Origin of the sequence: Streptomyces sp. NPDC052020 (assembly GCF_040680575.1) — a bacterium.
GTDB lineage: Bacteria > Actinomycetota > Actinomycetes > Streptomycetales > Streptomycetaceae > Streptomyces.
In genome coordinates, this window is sequence record NZ_JBFAWY010000002.1 from 183,020 (window position 1) to 198,609 (window position 15,590).

16 protein-coding genes are annotated in these 15,590 nt (G+C 73.4%); 5 read left to right on the forward strand and 11 right to left on the reverse strand.

From position 1 onward, the window contains the following. Positions 1–14 precede the first annotated feature (14 nt). The 3 genes from AB0L74_RS02740 to AB0L74_RS02750 form a co-directional block, all read right to left on the reverse strand. Positions 15–179 (reverse strand): hypothetical protein, encoded by a 165-nt coding sequence (locus tag AB0L74_RS02740; protein ID WP_365644834.1) that lies wholly within the window; start codon positions 177–179, stop codon positions 15–17. Between the two features lie 169 nt (positions 180–348). After that, the gene (locus AB0L74_RS02745; protein ID WP_365644836.1) at positions 349–810 is read right to left on the reverse strand and encodes a molybdenum cofactor biosynthesis protein MoaE; all 462 of its coding nucleotides are present in this window, start codon (positions 808–810) and stop codon (positions 349–351) included. 137 nt (positions 811–947) lie between these two features. Beyond that, entirely contained in the window at positions 948–2,069 is a 1,122-nt protein-coding gene (locus AB0L74_RS02750; protein WP_365644838.1) for an SDR family oxidoreductase, read from the reverse strand. A gap of 192 nt (positions 2,070–2,261) precedes the next feature. Here AB0L74_RS02750 and AB0L74_RS02755 point away from each other — a divergent pair, with 192 nt between their 5' ends. Together AB0L74_RS02755 and AB0L74_RS02760 are read left to right on the forward strand one after the other, a co-directional pair. Beyond that, positions 2,262–3,722 carry a zinc-dependent metalloprotease gene (locus AB0L74_RS02755; RefSeq protein WP_365644840.1) on the forward strand — a complete coding sequence of 487 codons (1,461 nt, stop codon included), beginning with the start codon at positions 2,262–2,264 and terminating at the stop codon, positions 3,720–3,722. Beyond that, positions 3,719–4,240 carry an NUDIX hydrolase gene (locus AB0L74_RS02760; protein WP_365644842.1) on the forward strand — a complete coding sequence of 174 codons (522 nt, stop codon included), beginning with the start codon at positions 3,719–3,721 and terminating at the stop codon, positions 4,238–4,240. The genes AB0L74_RS02755 and AB0L74_RS02760 overlap by 4 nt, the downstream gene beginning before the upstream one ends. Before the next feature lie 150 nt (positions 4,241–4,390). On the opposite strand, the gene AB0L74_RS02765 is transcribed toward AB0L74_RS02760, so the two are convergent. The 4 genes from AB0L74_RS02765 to AB0L74_RS02780 all read right to left on the reverse strand — a co-directional run bounded on the left by AB0L74_RS02765 (position 4,391) and on the right by AB0L74_RS02780 (position 8,354). After that, complete coding sequence (locus AB0L74_RS02765; RefSeq protein ID WP_365644844.1) at positions 4,391–5,143, reverse strand: AIM24 family protein; 753 nt, start codon at positions 5,141–5,143, stop codon at positions 4,391–4,393. Between the two features lie 27 nt (positions 5,144–5,170). After that, positions 5,171–5,848 (reverse strand): AIM24 family protein, encoded by a 678-nt coding sequence (locus AB0L74_RS02770; protein WP_365644846.1) that lies wholly within the window; start codon positions 5,846–5,848, stop codon positions 5,171–5,173. An 8-nt stretch (positions 5,849–5,856) separates the two neighbouring features. After that, complete coding sequence (locus AB0L74_RS02775; RefSeq protein WP_365644848.1) at positions 5,857–7,515, reverse strand: TerD family protein; 1,659 nt, start codon at positions 7,513–7,515, stop codon at positions 5,857–5,859. A 242-nt stretch (positions 7,516–7,757) separates the two neighbouring features. Next, complete coding sequence (locus tag AB0L74_RS02780) at positions 7,758–8,354, reverse strand: M48 family metallopeptidase (RefSeq protein ID WP_365644850.1); 597 nt, start codon at positions 8,352–8,354, stop codon at positions 7,758–7,760. Between the two features lie 324 nt (positions 8,355–8,678). Between AB0L74_RS02780 and AB0L74_RS02785 the strand changes: the two genes are divergently transcribed. Then, entirely contained in the window at positions 8,679–9,947 is a 1,269-nt protein-coding gene (locus AB0L74_RS02785) for a TOMM precursor leader peptide-binding protein (protein ID WP_365644853.1), read from the forward strand. Continuing rightward, on the forward strand, positions 9,940–11,307 hold the full coding sequence (locus AB0L74_RS02790; protein ID WP_365644855.1) for an AarF/ABC1/UbiB kinase family protein: 1,368 nt from the start codon (positions 9,940–9,942) through the stop codon (positions 11,305–11,307). Before AB0L74_RS02785 ends, AB0L74_RS02790 begins: the two co-directional genes overlap by 8 nt. A gap of 176 nt (positions 11,308–11,483) precedes the next feature. Here AB0L74_RS02790 and AB0L74_RS02795 read toward each other — a convergent pair whose 3' ends face one another. From AB0L74_RS02795 to AB0L74_RS02810, 4 genes are all read right to left on the reverse strand, one after another. After that, positions 11,484–11,807 (reverse strand): hypothetical protein, encoded by a 324-nt coding sequence (locus tag AB0L74_RS02795; RefSeq protein WP_365644857.1) that lies wholly within the window; start codon positions 11,805–11,807, stop codon positions 11,484–11,486. Further along, entirely contained in the window at positions 11,804–12,172 is a 369-nt protein-coding gene (locus AB0L74_RS02800; RefSeq protein WP_365644859.1) for a WhiB family transcriptional regulator, read from the reverse strand. The genes AB0L74_RS02795 and AB0L74_RS02800 overlap by 4 nt, the downstream gene beginning before the upstream one ends. A 174-nt stretch (positions 12,173–12,346) precedes the next feature. Beyond that, a complete protein-coding gene (locus AB0L74_RS02805; RefSeq protein WP_365644861.1) occupies positions 12,347–12,661 on the reverse strand; it encodes a hypothetical protein in 315 nt (104 codons plus the stop codon). 172 nt (positions 12,662–12,833) lie between these two features. After that, positions 12,834–15,029 (reverse strand): ATP-dependent DNA helicase UvrD2, encoded by a 2,196-nt coding sequence (locus AB0L74_RS02810; RefSeq protein WP_365644863.1) that lies wholly within the window; start codon positions 15,027–15,029, stop codon positions 12,834–12,836. A gap of 177 nt (positions 15,030–15,206) precedes the next feature. Between AB0L74_RS02810 and AB0L74_RS02815 the strand changes: the two genes are divergently transcribed. Continuing rightward, a complete protein-coding gene (locus AB0L74_RS02815; RefSeq protein ID WP_365644865.1) occupies positions 15,207–15,464 on the forward strand; it encodes a mycoredoxin in 258 nt (85 codons plus the stop codon). The last annotated feature ends 126 nt before the right edge of the window (positions 15,465–15,590 follow it).

Sequence of the window (15,590 nt, forward strand, 5' to 3'; positions counted from 1 at the left end):
TCAGGGCCGTCCGCTCAGGTGCGGGAGTGGGACTTCTCCATGGCCGCGCAGAAGCGGGCATATCCGTCGAGCTCCGGACCGTCACCGCGTACCTTCCGGGTGCGGTTGGCCCAGCTGCCCCACAGACCCGCGCCGATCGCGGCCACGAGCGGAATCAGCAACCAGGCAAGCGCCGCCATGCCGACCTCCCAACCCCGATGAGCGTCCGCCACTGACTGATCAGCAGATTAACCCCCCGCAGTGACAACGCTCACGTCCGGGGTGCGGTTACGCAACCCGGGGTGCGGGGAAAGGCTCATGCGGCTCCCGTGACGGCGGGGGTGTCCGGCGCGGACACGCCCGGGGCCGTCAGCAGGCGCCCACCCATTCCTCGGTGCCGTCGGAGAACCGCTGGTGCTTCCAGATCGGCACCTCGTGCTTCAGATCGTCGATCAGCTTGCGGCAGGCGTCGAACGCCTCGCCGCGGTGGGGGCAGGAGACCGCGACGACGACGGCGAGGTCCCCGACCCTGAGGTCTCCCACCCGGTGCACGGCGGCCAGCGCCCGCACGGGGTACTCGGCGGCGACCTTCTCGGCGACGCGCCGCATCTCGGCCTCGGCGCCGGGATGGCAGGAGTAGCCGAGCCCGTCGACCTCCGCGCCCCCGTCGTGGTCGCGCACGGTCCCCACGAACAGCGCGGTCCCTCCGGCCGCGTCGTCCCCGACCGCCCGGAAGACCTCGTCCACGGACAGGGGCGTCTCACGGATGCCGATCAGCTTGACGGGGTCCTGTGCGGCCAGCTCACCGGGGTGGTCGTTCGTGGATGCCATGAGCCCATCGTGCCCCACCGCGGCGGCGGCGCGGAATAGCGTGATCGCCCGGCACGCGCGCGTACGCGTTTGGAGCCTCCTCCAGGGGTACGGCCGGAAGCCTCCCGCGGAGCGAGGGCGGCGCGCGCGGTCCCGCCTCAGATGCGCCGCCGGGCCTTGCGCGCCCGCCGCACCACCGCCGCGGCGCCCAGCAGGGCCACCGTCGCGCCCGCGGCCCCCGCCGCCGTGGCGTCCTTGCGGCCCAGGCGCCGGCCGGCCACCGTGTGCCGCCCGGACACCTCCTCCAGCAGCTCGGCGAGCACCTCCTCGTTGGTGTACTTGGGCCGCCACCCGGCGTCGTGCAGGCGGCTGCCGCTCACCACCCAGGGGTACATCGTGTAGGCCAGGTCCCCGGCCGGGGAGGGTGTGAGCCCGATCCGGTGCAGCCGGGCCGCCGCCCCCAGGGCGACCGCCGACGGCAGCTCCATGCGGCGGATGCCGCTGAGCTCCTCGACCTCCTCCTGCTCCAGCCAGCCCTCGCAGCCGACGGCCAGCTCCCCGTCGACCTTCTCCAGCACGGCGTACTCCAGGGCGCCGCACAGGTCCTCGACGTGGCAGAACTGCCAGGCGGGACGCGACCCGGCCACGACCAGCAGCCGGGGCGACTCGAAGTACCTGGTCAGCGCGGTGTCCGTGCCGCCGATCAGGATGGCCGGCCGGACGACGGTGACGTTGAGCCCGGGGTGGGCGCGCGGGGCCCGGCGGGCCAGCCGCTCGATCTCCAGCAGGTCCCCGACGCCGGTGGCCTCGGCCGTGGCGCGCAGCTCGGCGTCCTCCGACAGCGGCAGCTCGTTGTCGGGCAGCGCGCCGTAGACCATCGCCGAGGTGCACAGCACGACCCGGTGGACGCCGGCCGCCGCCGCGGCGGTGAGCACGGTCTGCGTCCCCCGGACGTTGTAGGCCGTCCGGGCGGCGGCGTCGGTCTCCAGGTCGAGGTCGAGCGCCAGATGCACGACCACGTCCGCACCCCGCAGTCTGTCCGCGATGGCCGGGTCCCGTACGTCCAGCACGTGCCACTGCGCGGCCTCGCACTCGCCGCGCCGCTCGTCGATGGCGACGACCCGCCTGACCTCGGCGGACGCGGCCAGTCGTGCGGTGAGCAGCGCACCGACGCCGGACGCGGCACCGGTGACCGCGACGACGGGCCCGCGTGCGCTCGGGCCGGCGGGACTGGTTGACTGGTTTCGCGCTGCGCGAACCTGCGGATCTGGGGAACTCACCGGGCGTCTCCAGCGGTTGTCTTCTGTACGGGCGCGGGTGACGCGTACGTACCAGGTGGCATCCATCCTGCCGCAGGCCGCCGGCCGGCCAAGCACCGAGGCCCGACGCGCCCCGGGTGTCTACGCTGGGTGGTGTTGTCGGGCAGCCGTGCCGCCGGAAAGAACCGGTGGCCTTACCAGCCGAGGAACCCCGTGAGTGACACCCCATTCGGATTCGGCCTTCCGCCGGAGGAGCCGGACGACGGCGACGAAGGCAAGAAGAAGGACCAGCAGAGCGGCGGTGGGCAGGGACCGGCCAATCCATTCGGTTTCGGGTCGCTGCCCGGCGCCGGAGGCCTGGGTGGCCCCGGAGCGGACAATCCGTTCGCCGCCATGTTCGGTTCGCTGAACCCCACCGATCTGGGCGCCGCGTTCCAGCAGCTGGGCCAGATGCTCTCCTACGAGGGCGGCCCGGTGAACTGGGACATGGCCAAGCAGATCGCCCGCCAGACGGTCGCCCAGGGCGCCCCGGACGGCACCAAGGACGCGAGCGTCGGCCCCGCCGAGCGCTCGGCGGTCCAGGAGGCCGTGCGCCTGGCCGACCTGTGGCTGGACGACGTGACCGCCCTGCCCTCCGGGGCCGGCTCCGCGGTGGCGTGGAGCCGCGCGGAGTGGGTCGAGTCGACCCTGCCCGCCTGGCGGGAGCTGGTCGACCCGGTCGCCGAGCGCGTCGGCACCGCCATGGGCGACGTGCTGCCCGAGGAGATGCAGGCCATGGCCGGCCCGCTGATCGGCATGATGCGGTCGATGGGCGGCGCCATGTTCGGCACGCAGATCGGGCAGGCCGTCGGCGTGCTCGCCGGCGAGGTCGTCGGCTCGTCCGACATCGGCCTGCCGCTCGGCCCGGCCGGCAAGGCCGCGCTGCTGCCGGCGAACATCGAGACGTTCGGCAAGGACCTGGGCGTGCCGAAGGACGAGGTGCGGCTGTACCTCGCCCTGCGCGAAGCCGCCCATCAGCGCCTGTTCGCGCACGTGCCGTGGCTGCGCTCACACCTGTTCGGCGCCGTCGACGGCTACGCCCGCGGCATCAAGGTGGACACCGCCAAGCTGGAGGACGTGGTCGGCCAGTTCGACCCGCAGAACCCCGAGCAGTTGCAGGAAGCCCTCCAGCAGGGCATGTTCCAGCCGGAGGACACGCCGGAGCAGAAGGCGGCCCTGGCCCGCCTGGAGACGGCGCTGGCACTGGTCGAGGGCTGGGTGGACGCGGTGGTGCACGCCGCCGCCAAGCCCCGCCTGGGCTCCGCCGACGCGCTGCGCGAGACGCTGCGCCGCCGCCGTGCCTCGGGCGGCCCGGCCGAGCAGACCTTCGCCACGCTGATCGGCCTGGAGCTGCGCCCGCGCCGGCTGCGCGACGCCTCGCGCCTGTGGGCGTCCCTGACGGACGCGCGCGGGATCGACGGCCGGGACGGCCTGTGGGCCCACCCGGACATGCTGCCGACGGCGACCGACCTGGACGACCCGGACGGCTTCGTCCACCGCGAGCAGCTGGACTTCTCCGAGCTGGACAAGATGCTCGGCGAGGCGGCCGGCAGGAAGCCCGACCTCAAGAAGAAGCCGGACGAGGGCGAGACCAAGGGCGGCGAGGGCGAGACCAAGGGCGACGCCGCCGAGTGAGCCTGCACGACGACGCGGCCCTCGTACTGAAGGCGTACGAGGGCCAGCAGGAGCTGCGGCGGGCCTATCTGGACCACTTGGCGGCCCATCCGGACGGCATGTGGAAGTCCTGTGCGGACGGGCACATCACGGCGAGCGCCCTGGTCGTGGACGCCGAACGCGGGCGGGTGCTGCTCACCCTGCACCGCAAGCTGCGCATGTGGCTCCAGATGGGCGGCCACTGCGAGCCCGGTGACGCGAGCCTGGCGGCGGCCGCCCTGCGGGAGGCGACCGAGGAGTCCGGCGTCGCCGGGCTGACCCTGCTGCCCGGCGGCCCGGCGCGGCTGGACCGCCATCACACGCCCTGTGCCTGGCACCTGGACGTGCAGTACGCGGCGCTGGCGCCGGCCGGGGCCGTGGAGGCGATCAGCGACGAGTCCCTGGACCTTCGCTGGTTCCCGTACGCGCGGGTCGCGGACGTGGCCGACGAGTCGGTCGTACGGCTGGTGGAGGCGACGCGCGAGAAGCTCGGTCACTGACCGGACACGGACGGGGCCGAGGCGCCGGGTAAGGGGCGATCGCAAGGGCGGTCGCCCCTTACCCGTCCGCCCGCGCGGGCGCGTACCGCGCGGAGGGACGTACCTCCGTGGGGCGGAGCGCTCGCGCGGGCGGGTGACCCGGGGTGGTGGTCAGCTGCGGCTGCCGCCGAGCGAGTTCCCGCTGAGTCCGCCGGACCCCATGCCGAACTGGCCGAGCAGCCCCGAGCCGCGCAGGTGCTGCGGCGGCAGCAGCTCGCTCGGCTGCACGAGGACGTACCCGTTGCCCGAGAACTGCATCTCCCACCCCTCACCGGTGGAACCGCGGCGGCGCCACACGGCGGACGTGGAGGTGGGCGCCTGGAGCTGGGTCCGCAGGGACGTGGACCAGGCGATGACCGCGTCGGCGTCGCAGCAGACGTTCTTCTCCGGGGTCGCCTCCAGGACCAGCGGCTCGCCGGAGGTCATCAGGACGACCTGCCCCGAGCCGGACAGTTCCAGGTTGTACGCGCCCGCGGAGGCGATCTCCACGGCGCTGTCCACGGCGACGATCCCCACGTTGAGGGAGCCGTCGAAGGCCAGGACGGCGGAGGAGTCCGCGGTGATGCCGCGGCCGACGTCCATGATGTGCAGGTGCTGCGCGAAGTTGGCCAGGTAGACGACGCCGTTGCCCTTGCAGCGCATCAGCTCCAGCTGCTCGCCGGTCATGCGTTCGACGTTGCGCCAGCCGCGCCCCCGGTACTGGCTGTCGAACTCGATGTGCCCCTCGAAGGCGACCATGGCGCCCTGGCGGGCCAGGACCGGGTTGCCGCCCCGGTCGATGGCGGTCTTGAGCAGCTGCGGATTTTGCAGCGTGTAGCGCCCGGTGGGCTCCACCGGGATGTGCGCGAAGAGTGTGCTGTGCATGTGTGCTGGTGCTCCCCTCAGCCCCGGTCAGCCACGGATCTTGAAGCGGTCGCCGGTGTCCTCGCTGGGCTGGACGACCACGAAGCCCTGTCCCTTGAAACCGACCTGGAACGCCTCGCCGCTGCCCCGGCCGATCAGGGCGCTCGCCTTGATCGTGCGCCGGGCCTTCATGTCGAGGCCCTCGGTCCAGGCGATCAGCGCGTCCGGGTCCACGTAGGTCTCCCGCTCGGCGCAGTCGAGGGAGATCGGCTCGCCCCGGCTGACCAGGGCCACCCATCCGGTCCCCCGGATCACGAGGTTGGTCAGCCCCGAGCCGGACAGCTTCGCCAGGCCCTTGACCGGTTCGATGGCCAGCTGGAGGGAGGCGTCGCACGCCAGCAGCGTGGGACCGTTGACGGACAGGGCCTCGTTGTCCAGATGGACGACGAGGACCTCGCCGCCGTAGTCGGCGAGGTACAGGTCGCCGTCGCCGCGGCAGAGCATCAGCCTGCCGCCCTCGCCGGTCACCATCTCCTCCGCCGTGCGGCGCAGGCCGGCCGGGGCCGCCTCGAACTGGACGTACCCGTCGTAGGCGATCATCGAGCCGGCCTTCGCGTACAGGTCCTGCCCGGTGACCATGGTGACCTTGAGGGTCTTGGAGCTGTGCACGCTCATCCGGACGCCGGTGGCCGCGGGGCGGTGCGCGTTGAGTGTCTGGAGGTCCATGGCCTGCCTCACACCTCGAAGGGCTGGACGACGACGAAATTGCCCGGGGCGCCCCGGAACTGGAGGTTCACGGCCTCCGAGGACTGCCGCGCGTACCCGGAACGGCGCAGCCGCACGGACGTCGTGGTCACGGCCTGCGCTCCCGCGGACCAGGCGATGACGGCGTTGCCGTCGACGTACGTCGCCGGGCCCACCGGCAGCACCACGGGAACGCCGCGCGTCTTGACGACGACGGCGCCGGTGCCGGAGAAGAGCATGCTGAACAGGCCGCCTCCCGGCAGGCCGGCGCCCTCGATGCGGCGGACCTCGGTCTCCAGCCCCTCGTCGAAGGCGAGGACTCCGCGCGCGCTGGTGTAGAGCTGCTCGCCCTGGAGCCGGATCACGAACAGGCGGCTGGCCTCGTCGGCGAGGAACACCTCTCCGTCGCCGGAACACCGCATCAGGGACATGCCCTGGCCGGTGAGCTGCCCGGTCAGCTTGCCGAGCAGTCCCGAGCCCTTGTGGGCGAAGTCGATGTCGCCCTGGTAGGCGACCATGCTGCCCCGCTTGGCGAGGATGCTCGCGCCCTTGGTGAGGGTCGCCCGGACCAGCTGCGGGTTCTGCTCGGTCCAGCGGTCGCCCACCGGGGCTTCGGCGTACTTGGTCAAAACCGCCCGCAGGCCGGCCTCCGGGGGAACGGGCGCGAGCACCACTCCCCCGCCGGAGGCCGGGGCCTGGCCGGGGTAGGCCGGAACACCCGGTGGAGGGGTGAAGGGGCCGCCGGGGGGTGCCGCGGTGCCCGGGGGCGGCGTGAACGGGCCGCCGGGGGGCGTGAAGGGGGCGCCCCGCGGCGCCGGGGCGGGCGGGGGCACGGCGCCGGCGGGCGGAGCCGGCACGCCCGGCGGCGGGGCCGGCGCGGCGTGCGCCGGGGGGCCGGGGGGCGGCGGGGTGGCTCCCGCGGGCCCTGCGTACCCCCGCGCGGCCGGCCGCGGCTCCGGGTGGTTCGGGGCGGGAGCGGGGGGCGGGACGGGGGCCTGCGCGGGAGCGGGCGGGGCACCGAACGCGGGGGGCTCGGGGGCCCGCGCGGGCGGGGCCGAGGCTTGCCGGGGCGGCGCGAAGCCGGGTGCGGCACCCGGCTGGGGCGCGGCGGGGGGCTCCTCCTCGGCGACCTCGCCGCCGAAGTGCTTCAGCAACGCCTCCAGGCCGCCGTCGAAGCCCTGTCCGACCGCCGCGAACCGCCACACGTCCTTCAGGTAGAAGTCGCCCAGCATCACGGCCCGCTCGGTGGAGAACTCCGAGCCGTCGAAGGAGTACCGGGCCACCTCCTCGCCGCCCGCGACGATACGGAGGTGGCCGGGGCCGATCTGCGACATCTGGCCGGCGCCGTCGATCGTCGCCGTGAAGGACAGCTTGTGTATCTGCGGCGGGATCCTGTCCAACGTGACCCGGAAGGACTCGGTGTCGCCCGCCTGGGAGCCCAGGAGACGCACGGACTCCTCGGGGGTCTTGGGCTGGTTGTAGAACACGAAGTACCGGTCGTCCGAGAGCCGCTCGGCGGCGTCGAGGCCGAAGCAACTGATGTCGAAGGCCAGTCCCGGGCCGGAGATCTGCACGCCTACGTACAGATCCGTACCGGCGGTGAGGTCACTGATCCTGGCCTTGTGGCCGCGCTGGAATTCCCTGGACATGCGTGACGACCGTCCCCCATTCGAATGCGAGTGCGTCGCGTCAGGCTAACGGCAAAATCCGGCCACCGGAGGAAGTCGGTACAGACCCGGTACAGAAGGCGCGGCCGGTCCCGCGAGAGCCCGGGCACGCGTGTGTCCGCGGCCGCGCCGGGGGCAGCATGCGCGTGCTCGGCAGCGTCGGCGGACCCTGCGCGCGCCGCGCGCACGTGCGGACGGCGGCGCGCCCGGTGCCGGCCGGCGGCCTACTCTTCGCGCGCGCCGGGGACGTGCGGCAGCCGGCCTGCGGCGACCACGCCTTCCAGGTAGCCCCGGGCCCGCTCGGTCCGCGGGTAGGACTCCAGCAGCCGCCAGAAGCGGGGCCCGTGGCCCGGCACCAGCAGGTGGGCCAGCTCGTGGAGGAGGACGTAGTCGACGACGTACTCGGGCATGCCCTGAAGGCGGTGCGACAGCCGGATGCTGCCCTCGGCGGGGGTGCACGAGCCCCAGCGGGTGTTCTGGTTCGTGACCCAGCGGACCGAACGGGGCCGGGCCCGGCCGTCGAGGTACTGGGCGGACAGCCGCTCGGCGCGCTCGGCCAGCTGGGCGTCGCCGAGGAGCCGCTTGCTCTCCTGTGCGGCCAGTTTGTCGAGCATGACACTCACCCAGCGCTGCTCCTCCGCCTCGGACATCCGGGCGGGGATGAGCACGACGGTGCGATCGCCCTCACGGTACGCGGAGACCGTCCTGCGTCGACGGGTGCTCCTGCGGACCTCGATCGCGCTCGCCGTCGAGCTGTCGGGAAGCGGGCTCGTCGTGCTGCGCTGCGGCGTTCCGGCGCGGTGCAGTGGGTCGGCTGACACGCCCCGACCGTACCGGCTGCGCACGGGGAAGTCCCGGCTCCGGGAGGGTTCGGTGCCGTTGCCGCGGCGAGCGCGCGCCGCGGTACGGCTGATCAGCGCGCCGGGAGCTCACCCAAGCCGCTGGAGCGAACGGGCGATCCAGACAAAATGGGCGCGTTCGACAAAAAAATACGACTATCGCCGCCGCCTGTGGATAACTTTCGGCGCCGGGCGCCCCGTGGCGGGCATGCTGGCTGTCACCGGCGAAGCCGCCGCGACCACGGCGGGCGGTCGCCGGTTCACGGGGAGTCACACGGGGAGTCGGACGAAGTACGGGGGACGGTCATGCATCCGATGGTGAAGCCCGCGCTCAGGCGGGGCTGGCGGGATCTCAACACCGTGCAGTTCGGGATGGCGCCGGCGCACGCGATGACGCTCGGCCCGGTGGACACGGCGACGGGCAGCTTCCTCGACCTGCTCGACGGCACCCGCGGGCTGCCGCTGCTGCGCGAGGAGGCACGCCGGATGGACCTGCCCGACGGCCATGTCGACGGGCTGGTGGAGCGGCTCGCGCGGGCGGGCCTTCTCGACGACGCGCGCGGCGGCGGCCCGGACGCCGACGCCCTGCGCGAGAAGACCGACGTCCTCGACCGGCTCCGCCCGGAGCTGGCCGCGCTGTCCCTGACCACGCCGGACCCGGGTGACGCCCTGCGGCGTCTGGCCGCCCGGCGGGCCCTGCGCGTGCAGGTGCGGGGCGCCGGACGGGTGGGCGCGCTCCTCGCCTCGCTGCTCTCCGCCGCCGGGGTCGGTGAGGTCGACGTGCGCGACGTGGGCCGGGTCGAGGCGTGGGACGTCGCCCCGGGCGGGCTGCCCGCCGACGCCGTGGGCGACCGCCGTGACGAGGCCGCCCGCCGGGCCGTGCGCCGCGCCGCCCCCGGCCGCCCGCCGCGCCGCGGCTCCGCGGCACCGTCCGAGGGCGGTGATGCCGGCTTCTCCCTGGTGGTCCTGGCCTCGCGGGACGATGTCGCCGTGCACGCTCCGGCGCTGCCCGGGGACCTCGTCGCCTCGGGTACCCCGCATCTGTACGCCGGGGTGGTGGAGGCCACGGGAGTCGTCGGCCCGCTCGTCCTGCCCGGCGAGACGGGCTGCGCGGGCTGTCTGCACGAGGCCCGCACCGACCGGGACGCGACCTGGCCCCGGCTGGTCGCCCAGTGGCGCTCGGGCAGACCGCGCCGGGTGGCCTCCTGCGATCTCACCCTGGCCACGACCGTCGCCGGCCTGGCGGCCGCCCACGCGCTCGCCTTCCTGGACGGCCGGATGCCGTCGAGCGCGGGCGCCCGCTGGGAGGCCGCCCTGCCGGCGCTCCACTGGCACGCGCGGCCGGTGTGGCCGCACCCCGCGTGCCCGTGCGGCGCCGGGGAGGAGGGTGCGGTGGAATGGGGGGCCGCCGGGCGAGGAGCCGCGGAGGGAACGGCCGTGCGGGAAGGTAAGGAAGCACACACCTCCGGGGGCGGGGCGCGGCGCGAGACAATGGCGGAGCAACGGCCGTCGGCACGAGTACGCCGTAAGGCAGGGGCTACGCGGCCGGCTGGGACTTGGAGGGCGCATGTCTGATCTTCCCCGGAAGGCGGTCACCCGTACCGCCAAGCTCGCCGCGCTCCCGCTCGGCTTCGCCGGGCGGGCGACCTGGGGACTGGGCAAGCGGATCGTCGGTGAGTCAGCCGAGCTCGTCGGCCAGCAGCTTCAGCAGCGCACGGCCGAGCAGCTGTTCAAGGTGCTGGGCGAGCTCAAGGGCGGGGCGATGAAGTTCGGGCAGGCCCTGTCCGTCTTCGAGTCGGCCCTGCCCGAAGAGGTCGCCGGCCCCTACCGGGCGGCGCTGACCAGACTCCAGGAGGCGGCGCCGCCGATGCCGACGCGGACCGTGCACGGGGTCCTCGCCGAGCGGCTCGGCGAGGACTGGCACGACCTCTTCCTGGAGTTCGAGGACAAGCCCGCCGCGGCCGCCTCGATCGGGCAGGTGCACCGGGGCGTGTGGCACGACGGCCGCGAGGTGGCGGTCAAGGTGCAGTACCCGGGCGCCGGTGAGGCCCTGGTGTCCGACCTGAACCAGCTCAGCCGGTTCGCCCGCCTGCTGGGTCCGCTGGTCCCCGGCCTGGATGTCAAGCCGCTCATCGCGGAGTTGAAGGACCGTGTCTCGGAGGAACTGGACTACGGCCTGGAGGCCCAGGCCCAGCGGGCCCACGCCGAGGAGTTCGCCGACGATCCGGACGTCGTGGTGCCGGACGTGGTCCACCAGTGCGAGCAGGTCCTGATCACCGAGTGGATCGACGGCGTGCCCCTGTCGGAGGTCATCGCGGACGGCACCCGGGAGCAGCGGGACCGGGCCGGCCAGCTGCTGGCCCGCTTCCTGTTCTCCGGCCCGGCCCGCACCGGCCTGCTCCACGCCGATCCGCACCCGGGCAACTTCCGTCTGCTGCCCGGCGGCCCGGACGGCGAGGAGGACTGGCGACTGGGCGTCCTCGACTTCGGTACCGTCGACCGCCTCCCCGGCGGTCTGCCGGCGCCCATCGGCCGGTCCCTGCGCATGACGCTGGACGGCGAGGCGGAGACCGTCTACGCGCTCCTCTGCGAGGAGGGATTCGTCAAGGAGTCCATAGAGCTGGACCCCGACGCCGTGCTCGACTACCTCCTGCCGATCATCGAGCCGGCCCGGGTCGACGCGTTCACCTTCACCCGGGGGTGGATGCGCAGCCAGGCGGCCCGGATCGCCGACCCCCGCTCCCCCGCCTACCAGCTCGGCAAGCAGCTCAACCTGCCCCCGGCGTACCTGCTGATCCACCGGGTGACGCTGAGCACCATCGGAGTGCTGTGCCAGCTGGGGGCGACGGTGCGCCTGCGCGAGGAGTTGCAGGACTGGCTGCCGAGGTTCGTCGTCGGCGAGGAGGAGCCCGAGGACTCGGCGGCACACGCGTGAACAGGGCGGCGGGCCGGCCCGCCCGGCACTGACCGGGTCCCGGCCGCCGGGGGCGGATGAGCGGGACACGCCGTGGGGGCCGGTCCGTCCGGACGGACCGGCCCCCTGGAGAAGGCTTCGCCTTCCCCTGAGCCGGGAGGCCGCCGCTTCGGCGTGGCCCGGTCGGTTCCGGTCGGTTACTGCATGACCGCCATGGCGAGCGCCCGGCGGGCGCGCATCGAGGCGCGTTCCGCCCGGCGCTGCATCCGGCGGGCGGTCGCCAGGCGTACCGCCCGGCGTTCCCGCTCCGCCTCGTACAGGCGGTCGTGCATATGCGCACGTGCCAAAGCTTCTGGGATGAGTTGCATCTCTCGGGTCCTGTTCTGACGCGAGTCCCTCGCGTCGCTGGTGGTGAAGTCCTCGGGCGTGGAGCCTGCGGGTTCGTGGGTGGACGGCTTCATCGGGGCCTGCTTCTTGGGGTCGTGCGTGAGGGGACGGTCGATCGTTCCTGCGGTGTTCATGCGGAGACCGGGTTCTTGCGCGGGCGGCCGCGGGGCCGCTTCCGGGCGACGACGACGCCCTGGACGAACAGCTCGCCGCCCCAGACGCCCCAGGGCTCACGCCGCTCCTTGGCGCCGGCGAGGCAGGCGTCCATCAGCGGACAGGTGCGGCAGAGGGACTTGGCGTACTCCACGTCCGCCGGCGACTCGGCGAAGAAGACCTCCGGGTCGTAGGAGCGGCAGGGGACGGGTACACCGAGGTTCTCGATGGCGTCGTCGAGCGCGGTGAGCGCGGTCAGCGGGGTCAAGGCGGGGTCCTCCGTGGGGCCGGGCTTGGGGATCGTGCCGGAAGGCGGTACGGACGGGGCGTGCGCTTCGAGTTGCACGGATTCGTCTTCCTCGTCTGGTCGTTCCAGCCGGTTGGCCGGGGGCGGCTGGGTACCGGGTTCTCTTGATGTCCCGAGGCTCCCTCGCGCTGCTCTCCCCGTTGAGGGAAAACAGAAGGGCCGCGGATCCCGGGTGGGGTTCCGCGGCCCTGAAGGCGCCGGCCTGATCGGCGATCAGGCTGGATCACTCCAGGGTTCTGGCCCACGGAAGGCCCACATCAGGTGGTGGTGCGTCGTCTGCTTCCGGAATCCGGCACCGGTCGCCGCAAAGGCATAGGCCTGGGCCTGCGCCGCTACTGCTTCCCGTGCCTTGGTCGGTCGCTCGTTGCACTCGCGGACGCGAAGGTCCGAGAGGGCGACGGAGGACGCCGGACGCACGGCGGGAATGCCGGACAGACCGGTGCCCAGGGCGGAAACGCCGAGCATGCGCAGGGAGACGGCCGAGCGATCGGTCAGTTTGGCGGTGGTGCTGGTGTTGATCGTGATCACTGGACTCGCCTCCTCTCGGCGTCTCGGGGGACTGGGGTGAACCAGTCCGCGGATATGCAAGTACAACACGGAATCAGGGCCTCCGGGAAGGCCGCTGTCCCGTGCCCAAGAACCTATGGGGATTGCTGGGGCATGCGCAAACTATTTTTTCGACGCGTTCGCATCAGTCCCGTCATTCCGGCCCGTGGACTTCCCGGCCCGCGCAGATGGCGAGGACATCGGATCCGTAGCGGGTGAGCTTGCGCGCGCCGACGCCGGGAATCCGCGCGAGTTCGCGTTCGTCCTCGGGCACGTACTCGGCGATGGCCATCAGCGTCTTGTCGGTGAAGACGCAGAAGGCGGGCTGCCCGCTGCGCCGCGCCTGGACCTCACGCCACTCCCGCAATCGCTCGTAGACGCCTTCGTCCATGTCCGAGGGGCAGTCCTCGCAGCGCATCAGTTTCATCTCGCCCCCGTCGGTGAGGGGACGGCCGCAGACCCGGCAGCGGGCAGGGGTGCGCTGGGTCCGCCGCGGGGCCGCGGCGGAGGCGGGAGGACCGCCCGGGCGGCCGCGCTCCACACCGCCGGAGCCGCCGGCGGCCGGGCGGCCGCCCGCGGCGGGCGAACCGGGACGCAGCCCGTTCAGGAAGCGGCTGGGGCGGCGGCTGGGACGGCCGCCGGGCGAGCGCGACAGCGCCCAGGAGAGGTACAGCCGTTCGCGCGCGCGGGTGACGCCTACATAGAGGAGGCGGCGCTCCTCCTCTATCTGCTCATCGGTCTTTGCGTAGGTGATCGGCATCATGCCCTCGGCGACACCGACCAGGAAGACGACGTCCCACTCCAGGCCCTTGGCCGAGTGGAGGGAGGCGAGGGTGACGCCCTGCACGGTCGGCGCGTGCTGGGCGCCGGCCCGCTCGTCGAGTTCGGTGACGAAGTCGCCGAGGGTGGCGCCGGGGCGGACGGCGGCGAGGTCCTGCGCGAGGTGCACCAGGGCGGCCAGGGACTCCCAGCGTTCCCGGACGGCACCGGAGCCGGCCGGGGGCTGCGGTGTCCAGCCCTCGCCCGACAGTACGGCCCGCACCTGGGAGGGAAGGTCCACGGCATCGTCGAGCAAGGAGTCGTTGCCTCCGAAGCGGGCCGCGCCGCGCAGGGCGACACCGGCTCTGCGCACCTCGGGGCGGTCGAAGAACCGCTCGGCGCCCCTCAGCTGGTAAGGGATCGCGGCGTCGGCGAGGGCCTGTTCGTAGGTTTCGGACTGGGAGTTGGTGCGGAACAGGACCGCGATCTCGCCCGCCGGGACGCCCGAGTCGATCAGCTCGCGGATGCGGCGGGCGGCACCCTCGGCCTCGGCGGGCTCGTCGGAGTACTCGGTGCAGACCGGCTCGGGGCCCGGCCGCCGCTGGGAGACGAGCTCCAGGCGGTGGTCCGCGGCCCGGCCGCGGGCCTGGGCGAGCAGCGCGTTGGCGAGCCGGACGACCTGCGGGGTGGAGCGGTAGTCGCGGACCAGCTTGATGACGGTGGCGTCCGGGTGACGGACGCGGAAGTCGAGCAGGTGATCGGGGGTTGCTCCCGTGAACGAGTAGATCGTCTGGCTGGCGTCGCCGACCACGCACAGGTCGTCCCGGTCGCCGAGCCACAGCTCCAGCAGCCGCTGCTGGAGGGGGCTGACGTCCTGGTACTCGTCGACCACGAAGTGCTGGTACTGGGCGCGGACCTGTTCGGCGACGTCCTGCCGGTCCTGGAGGACGGCCACCGTCAGCAGCAGGACGTCCTCGAAGTCGATGACGCCGCGCCCGCGCTTGAGGTCTTCGTAGGCGGCGTACACCTGGGCGATCTCGGCCGGGTGGCGGGGCGCCTCCCGGCCGGCCCGGGCCGCGGCGAGAGCGTAGTCGGCGGGGACGGTCTGGGTGACCTTGGACCACTCGATCTCGGCGGTGACGTCGCGCAGCTCTCCCCGGTCGAGCCGGAAACCGCAGGAGGCCGCCGCGTCGGCGACGAGCTGGACCTTGCGGTCGACGAGCCGGGGCAGGGCGCCACCGATCGCTTTCGGCCAGAAGTACTGGAGCTGGCGCAGCGCCGCCGAGTGGAAGGTGCGGGCCTGGACCCCGACGGCACCGAGCTGTCGGAGCCGGCCGCGCATCTCCCCGGCGGCACGGCTGGTGAAGGTGACGGCGAGCACGCTGGAGGGCTGGAGGATGCCGGCCCGTACCCCGTAGGCGATGCGGTGGGTGATCGCCCGGGTCTTGCCCGTGCCGGCGCCCGCGAGCACGCACACCGGGCCGTGCAGGGCGGTGGCCACCTCGCGCTGCTCGGGGTCGAGCCCTTCGAGCACCGCGTCGGCCGAGTCCGGTACCTGCGGGAAGAGGGTGGAACGCGTTGCTGCTGTCACACAGCCATGCTGCCAGGTCGCGCGAGACGGGTGCGCCGGCTGTCCACAGGCGCGGTACGACAGTCGTACTGATACGGCCGGGGCCGGGCGGACGGCGGCGGGGCGGGAATGGTGACGCCGCGCGAGACGTTCCTCTCCAGCGAGCACCATCCCCGTCGCTTAAGGAGCGCGAGACACATGCCGGGCACTGTGACGATGTACAGCACCACGTGGTGCGGCTACTGCCGTCGGCTGAAGAGCCAGCTGGACCGGGAGGGCATCGAGTACACCGAGATCAACATCGAGCAGGACCCGGAGTCCGCCGCGTTCGTGGAGAAGGCCAATGGCGGAAACCAGACGGTGCCGACGGTCCGGATCGTCCCCACGAGCGGGGGCGACGAGGTCGTCATGACCAACCCGAGCCTCGCTCAGGTGAAGCAGGCGCTCGCGGCCTGACGCCGCTCGCGGCCGCGCCCCCTCCGGTGGAGTCACCGGAGGGGGCGCGGCCGTGTTCAGGGCCTCCGGGCGGGGCATACCCGGAGCGGAAGCGTGCCCACAGCGGAGGCGTGCGGAGCCGGCCCG